Origin of the sequence: Pseudoalteromonas sp. PS5 (genome assembly GCF_004103255.1) — a bacterium.
GTDB lineage: Bacteria > Pseudomonadota > Gammaproteobacteria > Enterobacterales > Alteromonadaceae > Pseudoalteromonas > Pseudoalteromonas peptidolytica.
In genome coordinates this window covers 18086-43768 of sequence record NZ_RCSQ01000102.1, presented here as the reverse complement: position 1 = coordinate 43768, position 25683 = coordinate 18086, and the positions used below count along the sequence as shown (strand labels likewise).

Below are 25683 nucleotides of genomic sequence, written 5' to 3'. Positions count from 1 at the left end.
TTTTTTAGACGACAATACTGCACTGGCATACCGTAATAAGCTTGGCGTAAATTTTGTCGATTTAGACGGCAAAGACAAAGTTGCTTTACCAGTGCCTGCGGTATTTGTAATTGATAAGAAAGGCTTAATTCAGTTCCAATATGCAAACCCTAATTACAAAGTACGATTGGACGAAAGCGTATTACTGGCCGCAGTAAAAGCCGCAAGCCAGCTCTAAACCTCTCAACCTCAGGTAACTATAAAAAATGGAGTCTAGGACTCCATTTTTTTAGCGATTCTCTAAACGGTTGTAATCAAATAACCCATATTCAACACCACGTGTTTGCTCGGCAATTTTGTGGATTAAGTCGCTATAGCGCCAAAATTCGGGGTGAGTTCTACGAATACCATATTGCGCTCGTAGCGCAAGGTAGTCAGGTTCACTCGTCATTTGACTAAATAATGATACAAAGTCCTCTTGCGCTGCTTTGTTTTCTAAGTACCAAATTGCTTCGGGGTAATCGCCAATAAAACCTGGGACTATTGTCACCGTGTCTTCAGCATATGCTCTTTGGCCCTCTTCATTGAGTAAGCTTGAAATATTGAAGTGCGCATTGTGGTGTAATAATGAGAACGCTTGATGTGAACCGTCACTTTGCTTAGTAATGATAAACGAAACCTGAGGTAACAGATTAATTGCTTCCACGGGCATACTGTTTAGTGCTTGTAGAGGTTTTCCGACAACACGGTAGTCGTAATCCTTATTAAGAACAGGTTCGAGCACCGTATGCAATTGCTGATATAGTTCTTGCTTGGGGTCGTCAGTTTTGTATTTTATGCCCGTTGGCGCACCTATCAGAGACTTGCGGTTAATAAACTCGCTTAAACTCAAATGTGATTTGCGATACCAGTGATGCTTAATTTCTTGACGGTGGCTAAGCGGCAACAAGTTTAAAAAGTTTTGTTCCCCCTCTAGCCTTAAGAAGTCCATATATAAGCGAGTTATCAGCTGATGGCCAATGTTGCCATACACATCAAAACCCGCCACCAGCAAATAGTGAATGCGCTCAAACAGAGCATAATCGAGTACCCAAGTAGTTTTAGGTGGTTGACCGATAAACCCTTTCACAACTGTCGCACTGTCAAAATGACGGAAGATGGTTAGCGCAGCATTAGGGTTTTCTCCTTCACCGCGCCAGATTAAGTCCATATTGAGGCGCTGGCCATCAGCAAACATCGTTTCCGCAAGTGCTGTTTTGGCACGTAAATAGTCTTGTTGCTTACTTGCATATTTTGCCCAACTAGAAAGTGGCAGTGCATTACTTTGCTCCGCCGCAGGCAAGACCAAATCCTCGTCGTGTTTTAACAGCAGTTGATTAACGGCTTCATTGCTGTTTTTTTCAGGGTCAACAAATGCCACCCAAAAGTGATCATTAATAACATTCAGTGCGATTTGACCACGGCAAACAGGCCCTTTGATAAACCCTTTAACAATAAGCTCAGCTTCATCTAGCATGAACTGATAACGGGATTTAACTGGAATGTCTTTGAATACTTTGAATGGGTTTGCTGCAAGCTCGGGTTCATAGCCAGGCAGTGATTGTACTTGATAATCAGCAGCATAAAACTGCTGGTGTAAACGAGCTAGCTTAGCGTCATCGAGCGCTAATGGCATGTGTGTTTTTGACAAAATGGTGCTGCGGACTTGCATCAAACGATAATAGACTCTATCTATTTTTGGATCATCAAACGGTCTCACTGCCTTCACTAACGCAATCGGTTGCCCAGGGGGAGTGCTGGAGCGCACCAATTGAAAAAATGAACCATCATCACTTTTTGGAAAATAGATGTGGGCAAGATACCAATGCTCAAAAATATAGCGTGCTGCTAAGCGATGCTTATTGGTATCTTGATTTAAAAATTGCTCCCATTTTGCCGCTTCTTTTTGATCAACATCGCTTGGTTTGGCTATTTGCTGCATTTTGCTGCCATTTATTAGCCACTGTTCAAGTGTTTTAAACTCATCATGGCTCAGAGCGGGCAGCCCGTAAGGCATACCGGCATGTGGCTGTTGCTTCGCCAGTGCAGAGAACTCATCCATGGTTGGACAGGATTGCTCCCTATCAAGAGAAAAGTCAAACTCTTTACCCAATATACCTTGCTTCGGGAAGGGGTGAGACATTTTGAGCAGCAAACTGTTGTAGAGCACACTACCTGCAAGGTTGCTATAATCAGACTGTTGGCGCTCATTCAGTACTGCTGTGAAGCCTCGTTCACGCCATTGTGTTGTAGTTTGTGCATCAAATAACAAGCGTGTTGGCGTTTGTGCTAGCAGCCGTGTGCCATCGTATACAAGCTCCTTCGAAAGCCCTCTATCGATCCCTTCAGGGGAGGATAGCTTAAGCTGGCAAGGCGCATCATAACAACCATGACACACCACACAGCGGGACTCTAAAATAGGCTTCACCGTGTGCAAATAACGTGTACCGCTTTGATGGTGCTGCTCAATCCGTGCTTGCGGTTGCTCAGGGCCAAACATGTCGTCGTACTTGGAAACGCCGAGCGCCACACAACCCGATAACACAGTGAGCATCAGCGCACAAAACAATACACGTTTAGACATTTACTCGTCCTCGTCATCTAAGCCTAGGTCAAATGTAGGTAACATTTCCATCGGAGGAGAAACAAATAATGCCTCACCTTCGGTGCTCAATACAGCGCTAAGTACGGGACCTCGGTTAAGCAACAGTTGCAGTTGATGGCCTGCTTCTAGCAACGCAGTGACATTCGCACTGATATTAAGAAGCTCATAGTCATCAATATGCAAGCTGATATTTTCATCTTCTTTAGGATTCTGACATAAGTGAGCAAGTAAGTTCTCACTCAAGATCACAGACACTTCGGCGTCTGGAACATTAACGTCACGATTTTCAATATTGTCATCTAACAAAAAAAGCGGTAGTGACAAGGGGGTATCTTGTTGTAATTCCATCAAAGGTTACCATCTGAGTATTTACTTTATATTAGCACAGCTAGATGGCTGATAGCTGAAAAAGAGCGCAACAAAGCGCCCCATTTACCAAGGTAAGGTTTCACCGTTAGAGTGCCAAAAGCCCCCACTATTTTCGATGTTCAAGTGTTCAATTCTTTTAATTAAACGCTCAGCGGCGACATCAGGGGTAATATCTCCAGCAAACCCAACCATTTGCGTTTGCACAAACCCCGGATGGAACAGTCCAACCGAAATTCCCTGATTTTTTAGTTCATGAGCCATGCTCACGCTCGCAGCATTGAGTGCCGCTTTTGACATACGATAACCAATATATCCACCAGAACCATTATCAGCAATGGAACCCATTCGGCTGGTTATCATCGCAACTTTACTGCCTGCACTGAAGTTCTTTAAGAGCGCATGAGTAACCCGAATTGGCCCCATCGCATTGACATGAAACTGTTGCTCAAGAGTTTTAAAATCCATATCTGCGAGCGTTTCATTGTGGAACACCCCAGCGTTGTTCACCAGCACATCCACTTGTTTTGTGCCCAGTGCCGCCAGCAGCTTTTTAACGCCATTTTCTGTAGCAACATCAATATTTTCTATTATGTTGATACCTAATGCTTCTAGCTCTTCTGAAGTGTTACGAACAACAGCCGTTACCTCACAGCCTAAAGCTTGATATTGCTTACAAAACTCTAATCCAATCCCACGATTTGCACCTGTCACCAAAACATGCAATGCCATATCCTTCTCCTCATTTTATTGCTCAAAGTATTACTATTGGTGTGAGTGTACCAAACTCAAGATCAATCGAGCCTGAATTTATAAGTCACGAAAAATCGATACAATAGTCATACTAGGGTGAAAAGTCAGATTTTATGCGCAAATATCATCCGTTGCAGACTCAAGCATAGAAAAAACCGCCCCTTGTGGATCTGTAATGACACAAAACCGCCCAACTTCAGGCACATCTGTTGGTGGCACACATATTTCACCACCTAGCTTTTGCGCGTGCGCTGCTTTACTGTCACAATCTAATACAGCAAGGTATACCATCCAATGTGGCGGAATATCCTCCCCCCACTCTGCAGTCATTTCTATCATCCCTGCAACCGGGTGGTCATCGACTTTAAATAGCGTATATTCCATCTCCCCCATATCTTTGGTTTCAACTTGCCAATCAAATAACGAAGTATAAAAATCGCGACTTTTTTGACTATTTTTACTCACCAGTTCAAACCAATAAGGGGTATTAGCTTCTAGCTGACGTTGTGTGCCGATATGCCCACCTTCTTGCCATAATGCAAAAATGGCACCCCCAGGCTCTTGCAACATTACCATGCGCCCAGCACCAGCTACATCATGGGGCCCTGCCAACACTTTTGCACCTAATTCCACAGCACGAGCCACACTGTTATCGACATGGGTTACTGCAACATAAGCAAGCCAATGACTCACTGCGCCATTTTTCTGCTGCTCAGCTGTCATCTGATACATCGCAGCTATATCATCGGTGCCTTTTTGTAGCATAGTGTAGTAACAGTCTTCACCTATCGGCTGATCTAGAATCTGCCAATCGAATAACTGGCTATAAAAGGGTTTTGCTGATTTCCAGTCACTTGAGCACAACTCAATCCAACAAAAGTAACCGGGTCTAAATTCGCTGACAACTGACATCACAATTTCTCCAATGAAACCTAGTCAAGTGAATATAGCAGTGTTCTGGTAATAATGAAGTGCTGCTAAGTCAGATAACCAAGGGTTATTCCTTTAATTGACCGTACTTGGGCGAACGAGGGCCATACAGCAAACCATTTGCTGACCCTGCAGATAGCAAGCGCTGAGATGCTTCTTGTGATACTTCGAAGCCCATATCGAAGGTACTTTCAATCACTTGATTCAGCACTGCACCAATTAAAGCGCCTGCTAGACTGTTATCATTATCATCGCGATCTTCACTACTAGCAGCTTGAGCGTGTCCCTGCCAGATCACTTGACCAGTTTGTAGATCGACTAACTTTGCAGATAATGCAACCTTAGTGTCGCTATCGATCACAATATAAGAAGTTCCATAATCTTGAACTTCAATATACAAAGCAGCATCTGCAGCGAATATCTCGTGCAGCTTGCTAGGTGCTACATTATGAACATCGTGTGCAATTGCAAGGCCATTACTTTTAAATGTCTCTTGCACTAACGATACTGGAAACACATAGTACCCCGAATCAGCCAGAGGCTGTATTACGGTTGCCATCACACTGTAAGGTGCAATAACTTCATTTGAGTTATTGATTGGCGGTAATACCAAGATGGATTTAGGGTCACTTTGAATAAAAGCGCTATAGTCTTGACTTGGTGACGTTTTACAGCCATTTAGCAAAGTCAACGTAACGAATACCAACGCGCACCTGAACCATTTCATATTATTCTCCCTGTGCATTGACCATGAGAAAGTTAATATAGTGCTGAGACTCAGGAAACAGCTGCTTCTCTTGCTCAAAATAACTAAATCCCGTTGTTTGATCACCTTGAAGTAAATGCAAATATCCAAGGTGAGCATACATTCCCGGCGCAGGACTCAATTGGTTAGCTTCAGCACGTGCTATATCAGACTCTAATTCGGCGATTTGTTCATTCAGTGCCGCCATATCGCCACGAAAAAACGCGTAGACATTGCGCTCATAAGAGCCGTAATAATATTGCGGTGTTGTACTTTGACACCCTGACAATACCAATAGCAACACCGCCAAAAATATCGTTTTTTTCATAATTTACCTGAATATTAGATTGCGCTAAATGGGTTTATAAAGGCTGCCAATCGCCCTGTTCAATACCATTTACTAAGTTGTTAACCGCTTCACGAATGGCCAAATCCAATACTTTACCGTTTAACGTTGAGTCATAACTGGCAGTACCACCAAACCCTATTACTTCACGATTAGATAAACTATATTCACCAGCACCTTGTACCGAGTACACAACTTCCGAACTGTTAACATCAACAATATTCAAGTTGACTTTGGCGTACGCAACTTGCGATTTACCTTTACCCAAAATGCCGAATAATTGTTTATCACCAACTTCTTTTCTACCAAACTCAGATACATCACCAGTCACCACAAAATTAGCGCCTTTGATCTTTTGTTTTGCCCCTGAAAAGCCCGCTTCTTGAGAAATTTCACTCATATTTTCTCTATCTAGCACGACAAATCGATTACTTTGTTGCAGGTGCGTAGTAAGAATCGTTTTAGCCTGAGAGCCAAGACGATCGGCGCCAGAATTAAAAACACCGTTAAGATAAGCGGAGCGATTTTGTAACTTACCAACCGCTAACTGGCTCTTCGGGCCATTGTAAGCTTGGTTGTATGTTGCCACTTTTGGGCTCTCGAGTGTTCTTGATGCTTCCGTTGCGCAACCCGCAGTCAGTCCAATAAAAGTTAGCGCAAATACAGTCACGAGTTGTTTGTTCATTGTTTATCTCCTAATGAGGTTCAGGCCTTGTAAAAACAGCCCAGAATAATCTGTGCCTTGTTGCTAACTAATGTAATCAAACTTGATGCGCTTTGATGTTAATTTTTGTTTGTCAAAGGTGTACCTCACACTACATTTGGTGAAGTCGTAACAAGGCTTACTAAGTATAGCCTTGTGCCACCTGTTTGCCTTTTGCAGCAAAGCGCATTAAACCTAGCTAGGTTTATAGAAAATAGTTATTTATATACAAGGTGTTAAAGAAGAAAGAGGAGAGTGGTGCTTAGTGCCATTAGCGGCACTAAACAAAAAAGGTATGATATTGAAGCCGATTTACACTTTTCTACAAATCAACGTTGGCGCATAACCCCTTCTTGGATAGTAGAGGCCACAAGTTCACCTTGACGATTAAAAAACTGTCCTCTGACAAGACCACGGCCATTAGAAGCACTCGGACTATCCACACTATACAAAATCCACTCATCCATTCTAAATGGACGATGAAACCACATCGCATGATCAATGGTTGCAACCTGCATATTCGGCTGCATAAACGACAGCCCGTGTGGTTGTAATGCAGTTGGCAAAAACTCAAAGTCTGACGCATACGCCAATAAATAGTTGTGTATTCGACGGTCGTCGGGCATCTCACCATTGGCTTTAAACCAGACGTTCCTAACCGGTGATTGCTTTTTAGGCTGAAAAGGATTTTGGAAGTTAACTGGGCGCATATCCAAGGGCATTTCTTGCGTAAATTTGGCGCGCAACGTTTCTGGAATTAAGTCTGTATGTTCCTGATAAAAATGAAGCGATGACTTTAAACTCTCCGGCTCTGGTACATCTGGCATTAAGGACTGATGAGACAAACCTGGCTCATCCCCTTGAAATGACGCAGTCATGTAAAAAATCGGCTTGCCATACTGAATAGCGCTAACTCTGCGTGTGCTAAAACTGCGCCCATCACGAATATTCTCAACATCATAAACAATCGGCTTACTCGCATCTCCTGGACGTAAGAAGTACGAATGGAGTGAATTAACATACCGACCTTCAGGCAAGGTATATTTCGCCGCAGACAATGCCTGTCCCATCACTTGACCACCAAATACTTGCGGAAAGCCCAGATCTTGACTCTGCCCACGGTAGATGCCTTGCTCGATCTCCTCGAGACTAAGAAGATCCAATAGGTTTTGTAATACTTGACTCATGCTGCGCTCCGAACGTCTAGTAGAACTGGCAATAGTAGATATAATGACGTAATACCTTGACCAATCCAAATACATTGCTCAAATGAGTATAATACATCATAACTCAACCTATTGGACTAACCCATATGGCTTATTGGCTGTTTAAAACTGAACCTGATGCTTTCTCAATTGATGATCTCAAAAATGCACCTGAACAGCGGACTTTTTGGGAAGGGATCCGCAACTATCAGGCTCGTAATTTTTTGCGTGATCAAGTGAAAGTAGGCGATTTGGTGTTTATTTATCATTCCAGTTGCAAAGTACCCGCGATAGTTGGTATTGCCCGAGTGATAAAGGCAGCAACTCCAGATCCTCATCAGTTTGATCTCAACAGTGACTACTACGACCCAAAGTCCTCTACAGATAACCCGCGCTGGGTCGGGGTCACTTTAGCTTATGAGAGGCATTTGCGCCCTGTCACACTTCAGGCCATCAAGGCAAATCCAGCATTAACGGAAATTGCGCTAAAAAAAGCAGGTCGGCTATCTGTCATGCCAGTTGTGGATGCTGAATGGCACGCCATATTAGCCATGTCAGGAGCGAGCTAACGCTTGCTCCTATTTTTATTCCACCCATGTTTAGGGACAATACTGATATAAAGCAGCAAGGCGACCCATGAAAACAATAATGTTCCGATTAGCCACCCATTTTTCTCATGACCTTTCGTGCGTTTACTTCCTGCAACCAAAGTGACAGGAAGCAAATAAGCACACACAGCACCGAAGATTAACAGCGGGGTTTCGAACATAACCCTGGCCAATTCACCTCTGATGCCAATACACGCTGTGGCGCGATATAATGTAAAATATCACCTCCACTAATGCGGTAATCCAAAGGCGGATTAAGGTCCATATTTAAGCCATTGAGATCATGCGCAACGCCCAATAAGGTCGCGTCATGATGCTGCTTGAAGTAACCAAAAATATCCTCAAAGGTTAAGCTGCCGACCTCAACGGGAATGGTCAAGCTAAATTGTGTGTCACCATGTAGTGTTGATAATAACTCTTCCTGTACTCTACTTGACCCAGGGTCTTGCATGGCACGCACCAAAATTTCAGCAGACATCGACGCTGAACATTCAACGTTGGAACAATGCTCTCTTAATAACAGTGCCTTACTATCGTCTAAAAAGTGGGCTGTGATATGTGCTTCTGGTTTTACAACTCGGCTCAGTTTTAAAGCAGTGGTAAAAGTTTGATTATCGTCGTCACCGTCAATAATGACTTTGTCGGCACGCTCAATATTAATACGGGTTAATTGCTCGTCATCAGTAAAACTTGTTAATCTGGCAAAAGCGACATCTGGATAACTTAATAATGGATGTTCCATCATGTCAGTAACTGCCAGTACTATCTTTCTTTCTTCCCGCTTGTTATCACCTAAAATGTAATCCACCATCTTTTTTGTTCTGACATCATGCCAACCAAAAATTACAATATGATTTTGCAAGTGTGCGAAATCTTTTTCCCCTGTCATGCCTCTTCTCACCCAAAACGTCACAAACTGTCCAGCTTTCCCTAACAACACACCAAATAGCGCTAGGCCAAATGGGATCTGTATTGTAGCCACAACCAAACGCCCAAAGTCTGTTGTTGCACTAAAGTCGCCATACCCAACCGTCGAGGTCGTCACGACGTAATAATAAAAAAATGTACTTAGTGGCAATAACGCCGTTTCATTACTGAGCCATAATAGCCCCCATGTCACCGACATGTGAATAAGCGTTGCCATAAACAGCAGCTGCCAACTTGCTTTATCGACATGAGCTCGCATCAAAACAACTAAGCGCTTAAAAAATATAGGCATATTACTTCCCTATCATATACATACTGCTACCATACTGTAGATTTTACCCAAAAAACAACACGACATATCGACTTCTTTGATATAGTCTTAGAAAAGGTTACAAGAAGTAATGAGGGGTTAACATGGCTGGCGTATTGGCCTCAGTGGATCAACGCACGCAACTGGTGGGTGAAAATCGCCTTGAACTACTATTGTTTCATCTTCATAGTCGCCACTTTTTTGCGCTAAACGTCTTTAAAGTAAAAGAAGTCGTTAAACTCCCTCATCTAAATAAGATACCTAATGCCCATCCTAAAGTATGTGGTGTAACCAATATCCGTGGAGAGTCGATCCCGGTTATTGATCTGCGCCAAGCTATCTGCATGCCGTCATGCGAGCGAGATAAAGACTGCAACCTAGTCATCACCGAATACAACCGCTCTGTTCAGGCCTTTTTAGTTGGAAAAGTCGACCAGATAATTAACACCACTTGGTCAGACATTATGCCAACCCCCAAGTCCGTTGGTCGTAACCACTACCTTACTGCATTGACTAAAATACAACGCAGTGGTGTAGAGCATATTGTTGAAATCATTGATGTAGAGAAAGTGTTAGCTGAAATTGTTGAGTACACCGTCGAGATCCCACAAGGTATTCTTGATAAAGCCATTATCAATGAATTTCATGGTCGCAAGATTTTACATGCGGATGACTCTCCTACTGCACGCAGACAAGTGGCCGATACACTAGCGCAGCTGGGAATCGAGATAATCCCAGCGACTGATGGCCAAGAGGCGCTGAATGTACTAAAACACTGGGCCGATGAAGGCATTGATGTACAAAAAGAACTCTTAGCAGTTATCACCGATGCCGAGATGCCCGTTATGGACGGGTATCGCCTGACTTATGAGATCCGTAACGATAGTCGTCTAAAGGATCTTTACGTCATCCTTAATACCTCACTGAGCGGCAGTTTCAATAATGCTATGGTCGAAAAAGTTGGATGTAATGCCTTCTTGTCAAAATTTCAGCCCGACTTGTTAGTGACCGAAGTGCAGAGCCGCCTGAAAGACGTGTTAGAAAACAAATAAATACTGTATAAAAAAACAGTTTTATTTTTCTTATAAATCATAGCGTTGCTTTTCTAAGCCTTGCTTTACTTAGCGAGATGCTGGGATTTAACCCAGTGACTCGGTATACTTGCCATCATTTGAGCAAATAGGCAAAGCAATGGACGTATCAGAACTACTCGACGGCCTTAACGACAAACAGCGCGATGCAGTCGCAGCTCCTCTGCAAAACATGTTAGTGCTCGCGGGCGCGGGGTCAGGTAAAACACGAGTACTTGTTCACCGCATTGCTTGGCTTATGCAAGTTGAACACGCCTCGCCGTTTAGTATTTTCGCGGTAACCTTTACTAACAAGGCTGCCAAAGAAATGCGTGCGCGCGTCGAGGCAACGATAAGTACTCCTGTTGGTGGTATGTGGATTGGTACCTTCCACGGCCTTGCTCACCGAATGTTACGCGCCCATCATCGTGAAGCAAAACTGCCTGAGTCGTTCCAAATCTTAGACAGCGATGATCAACAGCGGATGATCCGCCGCTTGCTCAAAGCTATGAATATCGATGAGAAAAAGTGGCCACCTAAACAGTTAAGCTGGTATATCAGTGCTCGAAAAGATGAAGGGCTAAGGCCAAAAGATATTCAAGCATATGATGTCAATGAACAACTGATGTTAAAAGTTTACAGCGCTTATCAAGATGCTTGCGACAGAGCCGGCTTGGTTGATTTTGCTGAGATCTTACTCCGCTGTTATGAACTGTTACAGCAACAACCGACTTTATTGCGTCATTATCAACAGCGATTTCGCCACATGCTGGTAGACGAATTCCAAGATACCAACAGCATTCAATACTTATGGTTACGCCTGCTTGCTGGAAGCGAAAACAACATCATGATCGTAGGCGATGATGACCAAAGTATATATGGTTGGCGCGGTGCAAAAGTTGAAAACATCAAACGATTCCTAGATGACTTTAACGCACAGACCATTCGCCTTGAGCAAAATTACCGCTCTACCGCGACGATTCTAAAAGCATCAAATGCGCTAATTGAAAATAATGCAGAGCGTATGGGAAAAAGCCTATGGACGGACGGTAATCAAGGTGAACCCATTTCAATTTACGCGGCTTTCAATGAGCTTGATGAAGCAAGATTTGTTGTGGGTAAAATCAAGTCATGGCTGCAAGCTGGTAATGCGCTGAGCGACAGCGCGGTGCTATATAGAAATAACGCACAATCACGGGTATTAGAAGAAGCACTACTGCAAGAAGGACTAAAGTACCGGATCTACGGTGGTATGCGCTTTTTCGAACGCCAAGAAATAAAAGATGCGCTTTCTTACTTACGCATTATCAGTAACCGTAACGATGATGCCGCCTTTGAGCGCGTTATTAATACTCCAGCACGGGGGATTGGTGATAAAACCCTAAGTCATATTCGCGACTGTGCACGTCATGAATCCTTGTCACTTTGGGATGCAGCAAAAGCAGTGCTGGCGCAAAAACATTTGGCAGGGCGAGCCGCCACCGCAGTCACTAAGTTTATCGACTTAATCGAACAACTAGACAACAAAATCACTGAACTGGAACTTGCGCAGCAAGCACAGACAGCGATTGAACAGTCAGGTTTGATGGCCATGTATCAAGCAGAAAAAGGCGAAAAAGGCCGCGCACGAGTGGAAAACTTGGAAGAACTCATCAGCGCCTGTGGTCAGTATGAACTGCCTATTGATGAAGACTTCACTTCACCGCTACAGGGCTTCTTAGCCTATACCTCATTAGAAGCTGGTGAAGGCCAAGCAGACGAGCACGAAGATGCTGTGCAAATGATGACGCTGCACTCAGCTAAAGGTCTAGAATTCCCCTTAGTATTTATGGTTGGTGTGGAGGAAGGCATGTTTCCATCACAGCAAAGTAATGAAGAGTCCGGTCGACTAGAAGAAGAGCGCCGCCTCTGCTACGTTGGTATGACACGCGCCATGGATAAGCTTTACATTAGCCATGCAGAAAGTCGGCGTTTATATGGTCAAGAAAAGCACCACAGCCCATCACGTTTCCTCCGAGAAATCCCTGAAGACTGTATGGAAGAGATACGAATTAAAACGCAAATCTCTCGCCCTGCAAATACGGGGAGATTCAGCCCTTCAATCAGCCATGCAACTTTTGAAGAAAGTGGCTTCAACCTTGGACAACGTGTACTACATGCGAAGTTTGGTGCAGGCACCGTATTGAATTACGAAGGCGCAGGAGCGCAATCACGTATTCAAGTCAATTTTGATGACGTGGGTAGCAAGTGGTTAGTGACAGCCTATGCTAGATTACAAGCACTCTAACCTCCCAACCTTACTCAAACAGCTTGCTGATGCCCGCCATCGGCAGCTGTTGCTCGTCACTGGTCGCCAAGCTTGGTGTTATCAACAATCTGAACAGCTGCTTACGCAATCAAGTGACTGTTTGGTGCTCAGTAATAACCAATTACTTAGCCAAGCAATATGGCCGGATCACTTACATCAAATACTTGGACAAGAGTTTGACCACCTAATTTACGATGGCTTTAGTGGGATTCTCCCCAACAAAATCGCAGCAGCTGCCGGTACCGTAAAAGCGGGCGGTTTGTTTGTGCTACTACTTCCTGAGTTGAGCGAGCTGGATCACTGGATAGACTCCGCAATTCAACGCTGGAGTTCAGAGGGGTATACGCCAACACACAGCTACTTTTTAAACCGATGGCAGCAACTATGGCAGCGCCAACCAGCTTGGCAAATTAGCGAAAAACACGAAAGCTCGCTGCCCAAAAATTACCACCCATCGGGCCCAATGACGTGCGGTATCGAAGCGCAGCAACACGTATTATCCCGCATCACTAGTGCACTAATAAATAACCATACTCCTATCTTGCTCAGTGCCGATCGCGGACGCGGTAAGAGTGCGCTTTTAGGGTTGCTAGCAGCAAAGCTGCCTGAACAACCATTTGTTATTTGCAGCCGTCATTTCCATGCTTTGCATAGTTGCTTTGCGATGCGAGCGAATACACTCAATCAGCCCATCAAGCACAATAGCAAAACACTCGCCAATCTAAGTTATCTAGCACCAGATGCGTTACTACAGCAAGCGCCATCTCTGGATAGCAATACGATTTTGTTAATAGACGAAGCAGCCACACTGCCAGTGCCTTTTTTAATTCAAGTTGCGCAGCTTGGCTTTCGTTGTGTATTCTCGAGTACCTTAGTAGGTTATGAAGGAAATGGCCGCGGTTATACCTTAAGGTTTAAACGCTACCTTGCCACCCACTACCCAAAACATCTTGATTTCACTCTAACATCACCTATTCGTTATGCGTCCAATGATCCATTAGAGCAACAAATTCGGCGGTTATTCGCATTAGAGTGTAAAATCAAACCGCCCTCCTCCTCTTATCAGTACTCAATGCGCGCAATTACACAAGCCGAATTGGCTACGAATAACACATTGCTTGAACAGGTGTTTTCTTTGTTAGTATTGGCGCATTATCAAACCAGTGTTGATGATTTGAGACAACTGTTAGATGCACCAGATCTGTACCTGTACGGCGCTTTTTGCGATGATCAGTTGGTAGCAATTTGTCTCGCGGTATTAGAAGGCGGAATGCCTGACCCATTGGCGCAGGATATTATCAATGGTAAGCGCAGGCCAGCTGGGCACCTGATGTCACAACAGCTCGCCACCACCTACGGCGATCGCCACTTTGTTAGCGCTCATCATGCTCGCATTATCCGTATTGCAGTACACCCAGATATGCAGCGTCGCGGGATTGGCAGCCAACTATTAAGCGCTGTTGAGAACTCGTTGCCTAGGCATATCAGCGCAGTTGGTACCAGTTTTGGCCTCACCACCGAGTTGCTGACATTTTGGCATCAGCAAGGATACCAACCTTTAAAAATCGGTTTTAAACAAGATAAAGCTAGCGGTGAATATGCCTTGATTGCTCTAAAGCCCAGAAAAGAGCCAATATCGGCTTCTTATCAAGCGTTATTTAGGCAAGGGTTTGTCTACCAGTTACGTACGACTTATCAACACCTTGACACTAGTACCGTCACAGCGGTCTTGGCGACACTACAATCACAGCAAGTAAGTAGTGAGCAACTGAGCTACCTGCACTTTCTTTCACAAAGTACACCTAATGAACAACAAATATGCCCCTTTTTATGGCAACTTGTCACACTACAACCAATATTAGTTAAAAGCTTAACTAATATTTCCTCAGAATTAATTATTCGGCTAGTATTACAGCAGCATGCAACCCAAGTCGTACAGCAAATGCTAGGACTTTCTGGTAAAAAAGCATTAGTTATTAAATTAAGAGAGGCCTTACAGCAAGTATATGAATATTTCCGGCATTAAGCTGCTGCTGTTGGCAGTCATGATTCTGAGCTCGAGCCTTCCGTTATCTGCCAAACAAGCGGTCAAAATGGGAATGTCGACGGCACTTTCAGGACCAGCCCAGGAGATTGGTCAGCAGTTAAAAGCCGGTGCAGAGTTACACTTGGATCACTATAATCAGCATAAACCGGCTGACGCGTTGCCTGTGACGCTCGAAGCCTTAGACGATGGTTATGAACCGCATAAAACCGTCATCAATGCACGCAAGCTTATTTATGAACACAAAGTAGATGCGTTATTTGGAGTAATGGGCACCCCCACCTCTTATGCAATTAAGCCCATACTAGAGCACTCCCACATCCCTTTATTAATGCCGTACACAGGCGCTGAGTTTTTACAAAACCCTACTACCTTCGATGTATTCAACCTACGCGCCAGCTACAATAAAGAAACCCAAGATATCATTCACTACTTTGTCGATGAGCTAAAATTCAAACGTATTGCTTTACTTATTCAAGCAGATGAATTTGGCTTAACGGTTGAGAAAGGCCTGACCAAAGCCTTGTCAGAACATGGCATGCGGCCTGTTGTTATTACACGCTTTAGGCGTAATAGTGACGATATAGATAAAGCACTGAAACGAGCTAAGCGCCATAAAATAGAGGCGTTTGCCATGGTTGGTACCTATCAGCCTTTAGCCAAGTTTATTAATCAAGCAAAATTTTCAGGGTTAGAAGCACACTATGCAACGGTTTCTTTTGCTTCTTCTAACGAGCTATTTGCCCGCCTCAAAGGACAGCCTAAGGTACTCGTCACCGAAGTTGTCCCTGATCCTGTGATTTGCAAAGCACAACTGTGTGATCACTTCCGACAGACCATCAATCAAACTAACCTGCCCTTAAATGAACAGGTGTTTGAAGGGTTTCTCAACGCCTATTTACTCACCAGCGCTATTCAAGCTTGTCAGTTGCCGCTGCAAAGTACCTGCCTAATGAATGCGTTACAAGATCAGTTAGAAAATAACCAACTTATTCGTGATGTATTTATGTTGCAACCTGGACAAAAGAAATTGCCAGTTTACCGCTCATTTTTCTAATAATGTTCTATCCTTAGGAGAGATTGACTATAGGCGAGGCTGACATGGATTTAATTAACTTTCGGGTCGGAAAAAAAACAATATCACTGCAAATCCTCGATATTTTATTAACTGAGCGTTACGAAGAAAACTTAACAGACTTACCTAACGACAACCCGAGCTTTCTTGGTGTTAAAGATTATATGGGAATACCCACTCCCATATTCGACTTAGGGATCATCCTCAACAAACGTTCTTCTTATGATACTAATCAAGAACTTGTAGACATGCTTAAAAAGCGAGAAGAAGACCATAAAGAATGGCTACACGCTCTAGAAGCAAGTATTTTTAATGATGCCCCTTTTTTAAAAGCGAAAGATCCAAAACAGTGCGCTTTTGGACAATGGTTTTATAGTTTTAAAACTGACAATGATGATCTCAAAGCGTTACTAAAACGCTTTGAGATCCCACATGAACAGTTACATGCGTTAGCCGATAAACTCCTCACCCTTTGTGCCAAAGGCAACAAGCAAGAAGCATTAGACATGTTAGCGCGAGAGAAAAGAACGACATTCAATAAACTCATGCGACTCTTTGAGTCTGCCCGCGACCAAATTATGCTTGATCATAAGCCTATTATTGTATTCACGACCCAGGATGGCCAAAGCCCCCATATTGGCTTGCTTGTCGACAAAGTCGAAGATAACGTGCACTGTGAAGAAAGCGATATCAAGTCACTTCATGAAATGACCAGTATTGGCTTCGAGATCGATGCACAAACGAAGAAATTAATGAAAGGATTAGTAAAAATGGGTGAACGCCACAGCGTGTTGATTGACCCTAGTGCTATTTTCCGACCAGAACATTTACAACATTATGAGCCAGAAGAAACCGAAGAGTACGGTTTGTTTTAACACTATACAGTTACACACAAAAACGCCGCTATTCGCGGCGTTTTGTACTTTATAATCTGAGCTCAGATTAGTGATTACTTAGCTTGGCGGCTAGCGCGTTTACGCTCGCTTTCAGTCAGTAATTTCTTACGAATACGGATGCTTTCAGGCGTTACTTCTACTAGCTCATCATCATCAATGAACTCAAGCGCTTGTTCTAGCGACATCACGATAGGTGGCACAAGGTTTTGTGCTTCGTCAGTACCTGCTGCACGTACGTTAGTTAACTGCTTACCTTTAAGTGCATTTACCGTTAGGTCGTTGTCACGGCTATGAATACCGATGATCATACCTTCGTAAACCTCAACACCGTGACCGATAAATAGACGACCACGTTCTTGTAGGTTAAATAGTGCGTTTGTTAGCGCTTTACCTGGTGCATTCGCGATTAGTACACCATTCTTGCGCTGACCAATGTTACCGCCTTTGTGTGGACCGTAATGCGAGAACGTGTGGTACATCAAACCAGAACCAGACGTTAACGTCATAAATTCTGTTTGGAAACCAATTAGACCACGTGCAGGCATCATGAAGTCCATACGCACACGACCTTTGCCATCTGGAGACATGTCAGTCATTTCTGCTTTACGAAGACCAAGCTGCTCCATGATAGAACCTTGGTGTTCTTCTTGACAGTCAATGGTTACTGTTTCGTACGGCTCTTCTAGCTGACCATCAACTTCACGTAGGATTACTTCTGGACGAGATACTGCAATCTCGTAGCCTTCACGACGCATATTCTCAATAAGAATACCCAAGTGAAGTTCACCACGACCAGATACACGGAAGCTATCTGGGTTATCGGTTTCTTCAACACGTAGTGCAACGTTGTGCACAAGCTCAGCTTCTAGACGCTCAAGGATATTACGCGAGGTGACGTATTTACCTTCTTGGCCTGAGAATGGAGACGTGTTTACAGAGAAAGTCATTGTTACTGTTGGTTCATCAACAGATAACGGAGGCAATGCTTCAACATTGTTCTGGCAACAGATAGTGTCAGAAATTTTCAGTTCGCCAAGACCTGTGATTGCGATGATATCACCTGCAGTTGCTTGCTCAACCTCATGACGGTCAAGACCTAAGTAACCAAGTACTTGACCTACTTTACCGTTACGTGTTTTACCATCAGCACCGACGATAGTCACCTGTTGGTTAGGCTTAACTGAACCACGCTTGATGCGGCCAACACCGATAACACCTACGTATGAGTTGTAATCAAGCTGAGAAATTTGCATCTGGAACGGACCTTCAGGATCCGCGTTAGGCGCTTCAACTTCATCTACGATAGCTTGGAACATAGGTTCCATGTTGTCAGACGGCTCATCTAGATCAAGTGTTGCCCAGCCGTTGATTGCTGATGCGTAAATCACTTTAAAGTCTAGCTGTTCGTCAGTTGCACCTAAGTTGTCGAATAGGTCAAAAACTTGGTCCATTACCCAATCAGGACGAGCGCCCGGCTTGTCAATTTTGTTGATTACAACAATAGGCTTAAGACCCTGAGCAAACGCCTTTTGTGTTACGAAACGCGTTTGTGGCATCGGACCTTCTTGTGCATCAACTAGTAGTAATACTGAGTCAGCCATCGAAAGAACACGTTCTACTTCACCACCGAAGTCGGCGTGTCCCGGAGTATCTACGATATTGATACGGTAGTCGTTCCACTTGATTGCGGTATTTTTTGCAAGGATGGTGATACCACGTTCTCTTTCAAGATCGTTTGAGTCCATCACTCGCTCTTCATTACCACCGCGCTGCTGTAGTGTACCTGATTGCTCAAGTAGCTTGTCTACAAGCGTTGTTTTACCGTGGTCTACGTGCGCGATAATCGCGATATTTCTTAACTTTTCGATGCTCATATTATTACTCAGTGAAGTTGGCCCTCAGTGATCCTAGTCGATCTACGCAAAAATGCGCGTTGAGATTGCCCGATTGAGAATTAAAGGTCGCGTATTATCTACTATTAATGTGACAGATGAAAGTTTATCCAACATTTTTTTCAATAATCTAGCATGAATTTCTCTGGTAAAGAGGGCAGTAAAACGCGACTAGGTCGAGTCCGATTACAATACTTTGCTCGTCCGATTCTGGACTTAGCTCTTGCAAAAATACAATAAAGCCTATTAATATCATGGCAATAGCGTTTGGCACATACGTTGCTAAAGTACCAATCAAGGTGAAATATTAATAATAAACCATCGTGACACCTCACTGTACTTGGAGCAAATATGGTAACACATTCAATAAACATGGCTTGGCAACGGCTCAAACGTCATATCAGTTATACAGTCACTATTATTCTGACACTTGGGCTCGCACTAGGTGCTTTGGTGTCGACATACAACCTCAATTATCAATTACTCGCAGCACCACTCCCTTATCCAGATGCGGAGCGGTTGATGTTGTTACGCGGCGCGCTAGTCGATGACAATAATGAAATAAAACAAAGCAACTTTATTCCGCACGCTGGAAGCTTAACGTCTTATGAGAAACAACCCCAATTCCCCGAGATTGAAAGCATAGCACTACAAAACATTAGTATTGATGTGGAGCAAAGCTTACCAAGTAGTCCTACATTTAATATCGGTGCCATCACCCCTGAGTACATGCAGTTACTTGATGCACCGATGGCACTCGGTCGCTACTTTTCCAGCGATGAAGGTCTAGGTAGTCAGCAACCGGTTGCAATGATTTCATATTCTGTGTGGCAACAATATTTCGCTGGTAACCCTGATGTTTTAGAAAAAACGGTGGTTTTTAAAGGCGTCAGTTTCAAAATTATTGGTGTAACGGCCTCACAATTTGACGAACCAGTGCTTTCAACACCAAATTGGCATACTGATGTTTGGCTAACCTATGACTACAACGATTCACCGGCTCCTCAGTGGCAACGTAACAACATTCAAACCTACCAGATCCTAAAATTACATAAGTCAGCAGACTCTCAAACAGCACAGCTGTCTCTGGAAAACTGGTTTAATGAGCAGCTACATCAGCAAACCAGAGGTATGCAAGATTTCGCAAATAGTAGAGTCAAACTGGAATTGATCCCGTTCAAAACTCGTATTGTTGGCGATGCCTCACAGGTCAGCTTGATGATGTTACTTGGCAGCATTGTATTGTTGTTAATTGCACTAAGTAATATCTGTAACTTAGTACTATCGCGAGCTGTAGAGCAACAAAGAAACTTTGCTGTTCAAGCTGCTTTAGGTGCAAGACCAAGCCACTTGTTTCATCACATAGTAACAGAGTTAGGGCTCTTGTTTACCTGCGCGGCCGCGATTTCCCTTGTAGTCGCAACCGCTATTATCTGGTTACTAAAATCTGGCATGGCGGGGCCTCTTGCGCGTTTGCAAACACTACAACTTGAACTGCATACCGTGGTATTTGCTTTAATTACGAGTGCCGCCTTGTGTTTGATGCTCGCTTGGATTGTCAGCCGTCAACTTAATTATCAGAACATTATTCGCCAATTACAAAGCAGTGGTAAAGGGACTGGTGTACAAATCTCTGCTACCACCCGTAACTTACTCATCTCTTTTCAACTGCTTATTTGCCTCTCTTTGCTTACCGTTTGCCTTGGTGTATTTCAAACAAGCTGGCAGCATTTACAGCGTGAAACGGGTATAAAAGAACAAAATACCTACCAAGTGGCACTGAATCTTGGCACATTACTGCAACAAATGACGCTTGAGGAACGCCGGCAGCTATTACTCTCAGCATTAGACTCCCTGCGGGCATTACCACAAGTCGAGCATGCAGGGATCGGTGGCTACCCTCCCATTTCTTATTGGGTTCCTGGTTTTTCTAGTCGTCAGATGCAATTTGAGCCAGGGATCAAGAAAAACTCATTTGAATTTCAAAGCACGGCTGGTACGGCATCTTACTTTAACGCTTTCGGAACCAAGCTCATTGATGGTAGAGCCTTCACGATGGAAGAAGCCATTAACAACGAGTCTGTCGTTATTATCAATCAGTATCTGGCAAGGCAGCTTAGAGAAAGAGGACAAGTGCTCGGTGCCAAATTATATTCCCGTAACAGTCAAAACAGTGTTGAAGTTATTGGCGTAGTCGATGATATTTATCTACCTAATCAGCCAAATATTGCTAGAATTTTTATTCCCGCAATACCAACTGGCTACCCTTTTATCATGATTGAAACTAAGGCCAATACAGGTATCAGCAAAGCAGAAATAAACCAGCTTTTGGTCGATATTCACCCACAGATGCGAGTCTATAATTTTCAGTCGACAACAACACTACTTGCAACACATTTACAGCGAGATCGTGTCGCTAGTATCTTTACATTGGTATTGTCTGTCATTGCCTTAATATTGGCAGCAATCGGGATCTATGGTGTCTGCAAATATAACATCGCATTACGCCGTTTCGAGCTGGGGGTGAGAATGTCCATAGGCGCAACACCGATAACCGTATTGATTCTAATATTAAAGGATAACTTGCGACCCCTACTTATCGCGGTCTGTGCATCTGCATGTATTTTATTGAGTATTTCAGCACTTCAGGATACGCTTGTACCTAATACAGCCAGTAGTATTGTGCACTGGCTAGTATCGTTGGCGGCTGTGATAACTTTAGTTACTGGTGTGACCCTAGCCTCTGCCAGAGACATTATTGCCCGCCCAGCACTGCACGCACTGCGCGGAGAATAATAACATTTTTTACCATCAAGGAAGTTTACTGTGAGTGCCAAACCACTAATATTACTAGTCGAAGACAACAGAGAAGTCCGATTAGCAGCTAGATTTGTACTGGAAGATTTAGGCTTAGCTGTGGAAGAAGTCGAAAATCCGGTTCAGGCACTCACTTTCCTCGAGCAACGTCAGCCTAGTCTGATTTTGCTCGATATGAACTTTGAACTAGATTCCACCTCAGGACAAGAAGGGCTAAGGTTTTTACGTCAACAGCAGCAGCTAGGCAACACCATCCCCGTGGTCGCAATGACGGCATGGTCACATACCGAGTTAGTTGTACAAGCAATGCAGCTTGGTGCTGCGGACTTCCTAGAAAAACCATGGAAGAACCAACGCTTTGAGCAAGTCATTCGCCACCAGCTCCAACTCAGTGAACTGAGTAATAAAAATCAGGCATTACAACATGCGCTGGCTGGAGAGAAAAGCACCGTGCTTTGGCAGAGCAATGCGATGCAGCAACTGATGGAGCAGCTGGAGATCATGGCACCAACCGATGCAAATATTCTCCTTACTGGAGAAAACGGTGTTGGCAAAAGCCTGATAGCGCAGTGGATCCACCAGCACTCAACGCGAGCGATGCAACCATTTATCTCAGTAAATATGGCTACCATTCCCGAACAGCTGTTTGAAAGTGAACTATTCGGTCATACCAAAGGCGCGTTTACCGATGCTAAATCGGATCGTGCCGGACGATTTAAACTGGCTAACCTCGGCACCTTATTCTTAGATGAAATTGGCACACTTCCCATTAATCAGCAGAGTAAACTACTTCGCGTCCTTGAATCTCGAGAATATGAAGCTGTGGGTTCAAGTAAAACCGAAATAGCCGATGTCAGACTAATTAGTGCGACTAATGCCAAATTGGAGCAACAAATCGCCAAAGCAGAGTTTCGTCAAGATTTGTTTTACCGCATCAACACCTTTACTATCGAGATCCCGCCTTTACGCTCACGCCCAGAAGACATTGAGTTACTCGCTCGACATTTTATCAAATCACATGGTAACCGATATGGAAAAAGTGAATGCTCACTTACACCTATGGCGATAGCACAACTAAAACAGTATGATTGGCCAGGTAATACTAGGGAATTGAGTCATTTATTAGAGCGTGCCGTTTTATTGAGCCGCACAGGAGAGATCAGCACTGAACAACTACAACTAAGTGCATCATCTTCCTTATCGCTAAGCAGCAGTGCAACCGCCCCCTTGCCTCTTATTACGTTGGAGCAAGCTGAGCAGAAATTAATCACACAAGCGCTAGCAAATACCTCTGGAAACAAGCAGCAAGCCGCTGAGTTATTGGGTATTACTAAGCAAGCGCTCTACCGTCGTCTTGAAAAGTATGGCCATAATTAAAGAACCTCTAGCGGGCTACTTTATTGTTAAGTTTATATTGTTGGTAGCCGTTGAAGTTTTCGGGGTTGCTGCACTCAGTTGGCACTTAGACATAAACTTGCCGACGGCTTTGTCTACATCAACCGCGCTAATTATCACCAGCTTTTTGATTATGCAGGGTCTACTATTCAGACAACTCTACATGCGCTGCAAACACTCATTTGAGCGATGTAGCTACCAAGCAGAGGCATGGCTAAAGCGCGACTTTAGCCTCAGAGCTAAACCGACATTCTCAACAGGGGTGGTTGCGCATCTGCACCAGCAACTAAATGGTGTTTCTGAAATGCTTCAAAGTGAAAAAACAGATGAAGATGTACAGTCCTTTTTAGTTGCAGAGTTAATCAGCGTATTAAACACTCCCATCTTTATTTTCGACCAACGTATGCAACTATGCTTTGGTAATGACGAATGCGTAGAACTTTTCCAAAAACCGTGGCAAACACTAAGATACAGTCCACCAGAAGCAATCGGGCTAACACCTGAACCTAATTGGCATTTCATCGACCCTGAGCGGAATAAGCGATGGCAAGTGAGACACAGTACGTTTACCCGACAAAATTCCTCTTACCATCTCGTTGCTTGCATTGATATTCATCAAGCGCTGCGCGATCAAGAGTTACAAGCTTGGCAGCGATTAATACGTGTCATTAGTCATGAAATACGCAACTCCCTCACTCCTGTCTCAGCGATACTTGAGCGTTTACAGACTCGAGCCAAAGACCCCAGAGATAATGAGGCATTTAATATCGTACTTGAACGATGTTTTCACTTACAGGATTTCATCCACAAATACAGCCAGTTAAATCAACCAATCAAAGTCGACCTTCGGCGAATATCAGGCTTAGAGCTGAGTCAGTCGATTCAAAGCTTTTTCCCAGAAGTGCAATGGCAAGTTGAGTTATCGCCAGCCTATTTTCATGTTGATCCAACGCTTATCAATCAAGTTTTAATAAATATTGTAAAAAATGCGATAGAGGCAAGCTCTGCTCACGCCACCATTACACTGAAAATATATACCAAAGATAATATGGCGTATTTTGAAGTCATTGATGAAGGAAACGGGGTGGCAAACAGCGATAACCTCTTTGTGCCTTTTTACTCAACAAAACAAGCAGGAGAAGGGATAGGTTTGTATATCAGTCGCTACTTTGTTGAGCAAATGTCGGGCACAGTCAACCTAACCAACCGACAAGATAAAACGGGAGCTATTTGCCAGCTGAGCTTTCCTGTTTTGATAAATTAATGCTTATCTTATAGTCCAGTTTTTATAACACAGCGTCCATAATCGGACTCCACTCCATCACAAGAATAGAAAACAACAACTAGATCAATGGTTTAAAATTTGGCATATGGCTTGCTCAAAGTAAGTTAATCGAACCAATCAAGGTAACTTATGATGGATGTAGTAAAGCAAAAGCAAGTAAGGCCTTTGCAAAAAGTGAGGCTTATCATCGGTGTGTCAATGGTGCTCCTATTCACTTGGCTTAGCCTTGAGCTATTTTCAACCTCAGATGATTTTAAATTGCAAAGACAGGCGATCATTGTGGGGCAAGTAAAACAAGGTGACTTAAATGTCAATGTTGATGGTTATGGGGTACTGCGCTCAAATAAACAAAAACTCATCACCACACAAGACCCAGCAACCGTATATGAAATACTTGTTCGCCCAGGTGGAGCTGTTAAGCCCGATACCATTATTCTAAAGATGCAAGATCCAGATCTCACGCAACAGCTGGAAAGTGCAGAAATGGAGCTTAATCGTCAACAAGCCAACTTTCGCCGACAAAAGCTGGCTAATCAGCGTGAGCTACTGATGGAAATGGCTACATTAGCTGAACTAACCAGTCAGCACCAATCACTTGTTATGCGCCGTGAAGCCCAGCAAACATTAAGAGATCAAGGTGTAGTGCCAGCAATTGAGGTCAAGACGGCAGAACTTGAGGAGCAGCAGCTTGCCGAGCGGGTAAAACTTCAAGAGCAAAGAATAGCACAGCTAAAGTTGGTACATTCTGAAGATTTAACCATATCACAAGAGCTTATCAATCAAGCACACTCGATCCTTGCTCGATTAGCAGAGCGGGAGGCAAAACTAACCGTACGGGCTGGCACAGAAGGCGTTTTACAGCGTTTAGCCGTTGAGCTAGGTCAAAGCGTAGTTGCAGGTCAAGAGCTGGCACAAGTCGGGAGCAGTAAGGATCTCCAAGCTTTAGTTCGAGTATCACAATCCAAAGCAGAGCAAATCCAAGTTGGTCAATCAGCAGTGGTCAATACTCGCCGTGAACAAGTACAAGCAAAAGTGACTCGCATCAGCCCTCAAGTCCAAGAGGGAACGATTGAAGTTGAGCTCACCTTTGTCAATGGCGTGCCTGATTCAGCAAGGCCTGAACTTAATGTTGATGCACAGATCAACACACATCAACTCAAAAACGTTTTATACGTGGAACGCCCCAGTAATACCCAATCTCATAGTCAGCAAACATTGTTTGTGTTAGAGCAGGATATTGCGGTGCCTCAGTTAGTTTCTTTTGGTATTGATGCTGGAAAGTTCTTGCAAATTGAAAGCGGCATCTCGGCCAATCAACAAATTATATTATCCGATACCAGCACCTATAAAAATGCAGAACAAGTACGGATCATGCAGTAAGTCAT

General features: G+C 43.8%; 21 protein-coding genes and 1 pseudogene. 11 read left to right on the top strand and 11 right to left on the bottom strand.

Annotated features, from left to right (window positions below):
- A pseudogene (locus D9603_RS13905) lies at nucleotides 1-217 on the top strand (AhpC/TSA family protein); the annotation flags it as partial.
- A 51-nt stretch (nucleotides 218-268) separates the two neighbouring features.
- Here the strand turns inward: D9603_RS13905 and D9603_RS13900 are convergent.
- The 8 genes from D9603_RS13900 to tesB form a co-directional block, all read right to left on the bottom strand.
- Complete coding sequence (locus D9603_RS13900; RefSeq protein WP_128731763.1) at nucleotides 269-2602, bottom strand: fatty acid cis/trans isomerase; 2334 nt, start codon at nucleotides 2600-2602, stop codon at nucleotides 269-271.
- Nucleotides 2603-2971 carry a hypothetical protein gene (locus tag D9603_RS13895; protein WP_125251372.1) on the bottom strand — a complete coding sequence of 123 codons (369 nt, stop codon included), beginning with the start codon at nucleotides 2969-2971 and terminating at the stop codon, nucleotides 2603-2605.
- An 84-nt stretch (nucleotides 2972-3055) separates the two neighbouring features.
- Entirely contained in the window at nucleotides 3056-3721 is a 666-nt protein-coding gene (locus D9603_RS13890; protein ID WP_128731762.1) for an SDR family oxidoreductase, read from the bottom strand.
- A gap of 132 nt (nucleotides 3722-3853) precedes the next feature.
- Entirely contained in the window at nucleotides 3854-4654 is an 801-nt protein-coding gene (locus D9603_RS13885; protein WP_128731761.1) for a VOC family protein, read from the bottom strand.
- Between the two features lie 85 nt (nucleotides 4655-4739).
- Entirely contained in the window at nucleotides 4740-5399 is a 660-nt protein-coding gene (locus D9603_RS13880) for a DUF799 domain-containing protein (protein WP_128731760.1), read from the bottom strand.
- A 1-nt stretch (nucleotide 5400) separates the two neighbouring features.
- A complete protein-coding gene (locus D9603_RS13875; protein ID WP_128731759.1) occupies nucleotides 5401-5745 on the bottom strand; it encodes a DUF4810 domain-containing protein in 345 nt (114 codons plus the stop codon).
- Nucleotides 5746-5779: 34 nt separating this feature from the next.
- Entirely contained in the window at nucleotides 5780-6448 is a 669-nt protein-coding gene (locus tag D9603_RS13870) for a CsgG/HfaB family protein (RefSeq protein WP_125251367.1), read from the bottom strand.
- A gap of 347 nt (nucleotides 6449-6795) precedes the next feature.
- Nucleotides 6796-7653: an acyl-CoA thioesterase II gene (gene tesB / locus D9603_RS13865; protein WP_128731758.1), complete on the bottom strand. Its 858-nt coding sequence runs from the start codon at nucleotides 7651-7653 to the stop codon at nucleotides 6796-6798.
- A 125-nt stretch (nucleotides 7654-7778) separates the two neighbouring features.
- On the opposite strand from tesB, the gene D9603_RS13860 reads away from it, so the two are divergent.
- On the top strand, nucleotides 7779-8240 hold the full coding sequence (locus D9603_RS13860; RefSeq protein WP_128731757.1) for an EVE domain-containing protein: 462 nt from the start codon (nucleotides 7779-7781) through the stop codon (nucleotides 8238-8240).
- Here the strand turns inward: D9603_RS13860 and D9603_RS22150 are convergent.
- A complete protein-coding gene (locus D9603_RS22150; RefSeq protein WP_241651669.1) occupies nucleotides 8237-8440 on the bottom strand; it encodes a hypothetical protein in 204 nt (67 codons plus the stop codon). The two genes, D9603_RS13860 and D9603_RS22150, sit on opposite strands and share 4 nt — an antisense overlap.
- On the bottom strand, nucleotides 8419-9498 hold the full coding sequence (locus tag D9603_RS13850) for an ion channel (protein WP_128731756.1): 1080 nt from the start codon (nucleotides 9496-9498) through the stop codon (nucleotides 8419-8421). Before D9603_RS13850 ends, D9603_RS22150 begins: the two co-directional genes overlap by 22 nt.
- Before the next feature lie 122 nt (nucleotides 9499-9620).
- Between D9603_RS13850 and D9603_RS13845 the strand changes: the two genes are divergently transcribed.
- The 5 genes from D9603_RS13845 to D9603_RS13825 all read left to right on the top strand — a co-directional run bounded on the left by D9603_RS13845 (nucleotide 9621) and on the right by D9603_RS13825 (nucleotide 16888).
- Nucleotides 9621-10568 (top strand): chemotaxis protein CheV, encoded by a 948-nt coding sequence (locus D9603_RS13845; protein ID WP_128731755.1) that lies wholly within the window; start codon nucleotides 9621-9623, stop codon nucleotides 10566-10568.
- Nucleotides 10569-10707: 139 nt separating this feature from the next.
- The gene (gene uvrD, locus D9603_RS13840) at nucleotides 10708-12873 is read left to right on the top strand and encodes a DNA helicase II (protein WP_128731754.1); all 2166 of its coding nucleotides are present in this window, start codon (nucleotides 10708-10710) and stop codon (nucleotides 12871-12873) included.
- Complete coding sequence (locus D9603_RS13835; RefSeq protein ID WP_128731753.1) at nucleotides 12851-14920, top strand: GNAT family N-acetyltransferase; 2070 nt, start codon at nucleotides 12851-12853, stop codon at nucleotides 14918-14920. The genes uvrD and D9603_RS13835 overlap by 23 nt, the downstream gene beginning before the upstream one ends.
- 19 nt (nucleotides 14921-14939) lie before the next feature.
- On the top strand, nucleotides 14940-15995 hold the full coding sequence (locus tag D9603_RS13830) for an ABC transporter substrate-binding protein (protein WP_241651670.1): 1056 nt from the start codon (nucleotides 14940-14942) through the stop codon (nucleotides 15993-15995).
- A gap of 44 nt (nucleotides 15996-16039) precedes the next feature.
- Entirely contained in the window at nucleotides 16040-16888 is an 849-nt protein-coding gene (locus D9603_RS13825) for a CZB domain-containing protein (RefSeq protein WP_125251359.1), read from the top strand.
- A gap of 74 nt (nucleotides 16889-16962) precedes the next feature.
- On the opposite strand, the gene typA is transcribed toward D9603_RS13825, so the two are convergent.
- Nucleotides 16963-18783 (bottom strand): translational GTPase TypA, encoded by a 1821-nt coding sequence (gene typA / locus D9603_RS13820; protein WP_125251358.1) that lies wholly within the window; start codon nucleotides 18781-18783, stop codon nucleotides 16963-16965.
- 369 nt (nucleotides 18784-19152) lie between these two features.
- Here typA and D9603_RS13815 point away from each other — a divergent pair, with 369 nt between their 5' ends.
- The 4 genes from D9603_RS13815 to D9603_RS13800 all read left to right on the top strand — a co-directional run bounded on the left by D9603_RS13815 (nucleotide 19153) and on the right by D9603_RS13800 (nucleotide 25678).
- The gene (locus D9603_RS13815; protein ID WP_128731751.1) at nucleotides 19153-21597 is read left to right on the top strand and encodes an ABC transporter permease; all 2445 of its coding nucleotides are present in this window, start codon (nucleotides 19153-19155) and stop codon (nucleotides 21595-21597) included.
- A 30-nt stretch (nucleotides 21598-21627) separates the two neighbouring features.
- Entirely contained in the window at nucleotides 21628-22995 is a 1368-nt protein-coding gene (locus D9603_RS13810; protein WP_128731750.1) for a sigma-54 dependent transcriptional regulator, read from the top strand.
- Nucleotides 22982-24277 carry a HAMP domain-containing sensor histidine kinase gene (locus D9603_RS13805; RefSeq protein ID WP_128731749.1) on the top strand — a complete coding sequence of 432 codons (1296 nt, stop codon included), beginning with the start codon at nucleotides 22982-22984 and terminating at the stop codon, nucleotides 24275-24277. Before D9603_RS13810 ends, D9603_RS13805 begins: the two co-directional genes overlap by 14 nt.
- Nucleotides 24278-24427: 150 nt before the next feature.
- Nucleotides 24428-25678, top strand: coding sequence for an HlyD family efflux transporter periplasmic adaptor subunit (locus D9603_RS13800; protein WP_241651668.1), 1251 nt, complete (start codon nucleotides 24428-24430; stop codon nucleotides 25676-25678).
- The last annotated feature ends 5 nt before the right edge of the window (nucleotides 25679-25683 follow it).

Coding starts and splice junctions, on each gene's coding strand:
- D9603_RS13875 (WP_128731759.1), bottom strand. CDS start 5,745: ATGAAAAAAACGATATTTTTGGCGGTGTTGCTATTGGTATTGTCAGGG.
- D9603_RS13830 (WP_241651670.1), top strand. CDS start 14,940: ATGATTCTGAGCTCGAGCCTTCCGTTATCTGCCAAACAAGCGGTCAAA.
- D9603_RS22150 (WP_241651669.1), bottom strand. CDS start 8,440: ATGTTCGAAACCCCGCTGTTAATCTTCGGTGCTGTGTGTGCTTATTTG.
- D9603_RS13835 (WP_128731753.1), top strand. CDS start 12,851: ATGCTAGATTACAAGCACTCTAACCTCCCAACCTTACTCAAACAGCTT.
- D9603_RS13800 (WP_241651668.1), top strand. CDS start 24,428: ATGATGGATGTAGTAAAGCAAAAGCAAGTAAGGCCTTTGCAAAAAGTG.
- D9603_RS13900 (WP_128731763.1), bottom strand. CDS start 2,602: ATGTCTAAACGTGTATTGTTTTGTGCGCTGATGCTCACTGTGTTATCG.
- D9603_RS13805 (WP_128731749.1), top strand. CDS start 22,982: ATGGCCATAATTAAAGAACCTCTAGCGGGCTACTTTATTGTTAAGTTT.
- typA (WP_125251358.1), bottom strand. CDS start 18,783: ATGAGCATCGAAAAGTTAAGAAATATCGCGATTATCGCGCACGTAGAC.
- D9603_RS13890 (WP_128731762.1), bottom strand. CDS start 3,721: ATGGCATTGCATGTTTTGGTGACAGGTGCAAATCGTGGGATTGGATTA.
- D9603_RS13885 (WP_128731761.1), bottom strand. CDS start 4,654: ATGTCAGTTGTCAGCGAATTTAGACCCGGTTACTTTTGTTGGATTGAG.
- tesB (WP_128731758.1), bottom strand. CDS start 7,653: ATGAGTCAAGTATTACAAAACCTATTGGATCTTCTTAGTCTCGAGGAG.
- D9603_RS13880 (WP_128731760.1), bottom strand. CDS start 5,399: ATGAAATGGTTCAGGTGCGCGTTGGTATTCGTTACGTTGACTTTGCTA.
- D9603_RS13825 (WP_125251359.1), top strand. CDS start 16,040: ATGGATTTAATTAACTTTCGGGTCGGAAAAAAAACAATATCACTGCAA.
- D9603_RS13845 (WP_128731755.1), top strand. CDS start 9,621: ATGGCTGGCGTATTGGCCTCAGTGGATCAACGCACGCAACTGGTGGGT.
- uvrD (WP_128731754.1), top strand. CDS start 10,708: ATGGACGTATCAGAACTACTCGACGGCCTTAACGACAAACAGCGCGAT.
- D9603_RS13860 (WP_128731757.1), top strand. CDS start 7,779: ATGGCTTATTGGCTGTTTAAAACTGAACCTGATGCTTTCTCAATTGAT.
- D9603_RS13850 (WP_128731756.1), bottom strand. CDS start 9,498: ATGCCTATATTTTTTAAGCGCTTAGTTGTTTTGATGCGAGCTCATGTC.
- D9603_RS13815 (WP_128731751.1), top strand. CDS start 19,153: ATGGTAACACATTCAATAAACATGGCTTGGCAACGGCTCAAACGTCAT.
- D9603_RS13895 (WP_125251372.1), bottom strand. CDS start 2,971: ATGGAATTACAACAAGATACCCCCTTGTCACTACCGCTTTTTTTGTTA.
- D9603_RS13870 (WP_125251367.1), bottom strand. CDS start 6,448: ATGAACAAACAACTCGTGACTGTATTTGCGCTAACTTTTATTGGACTG.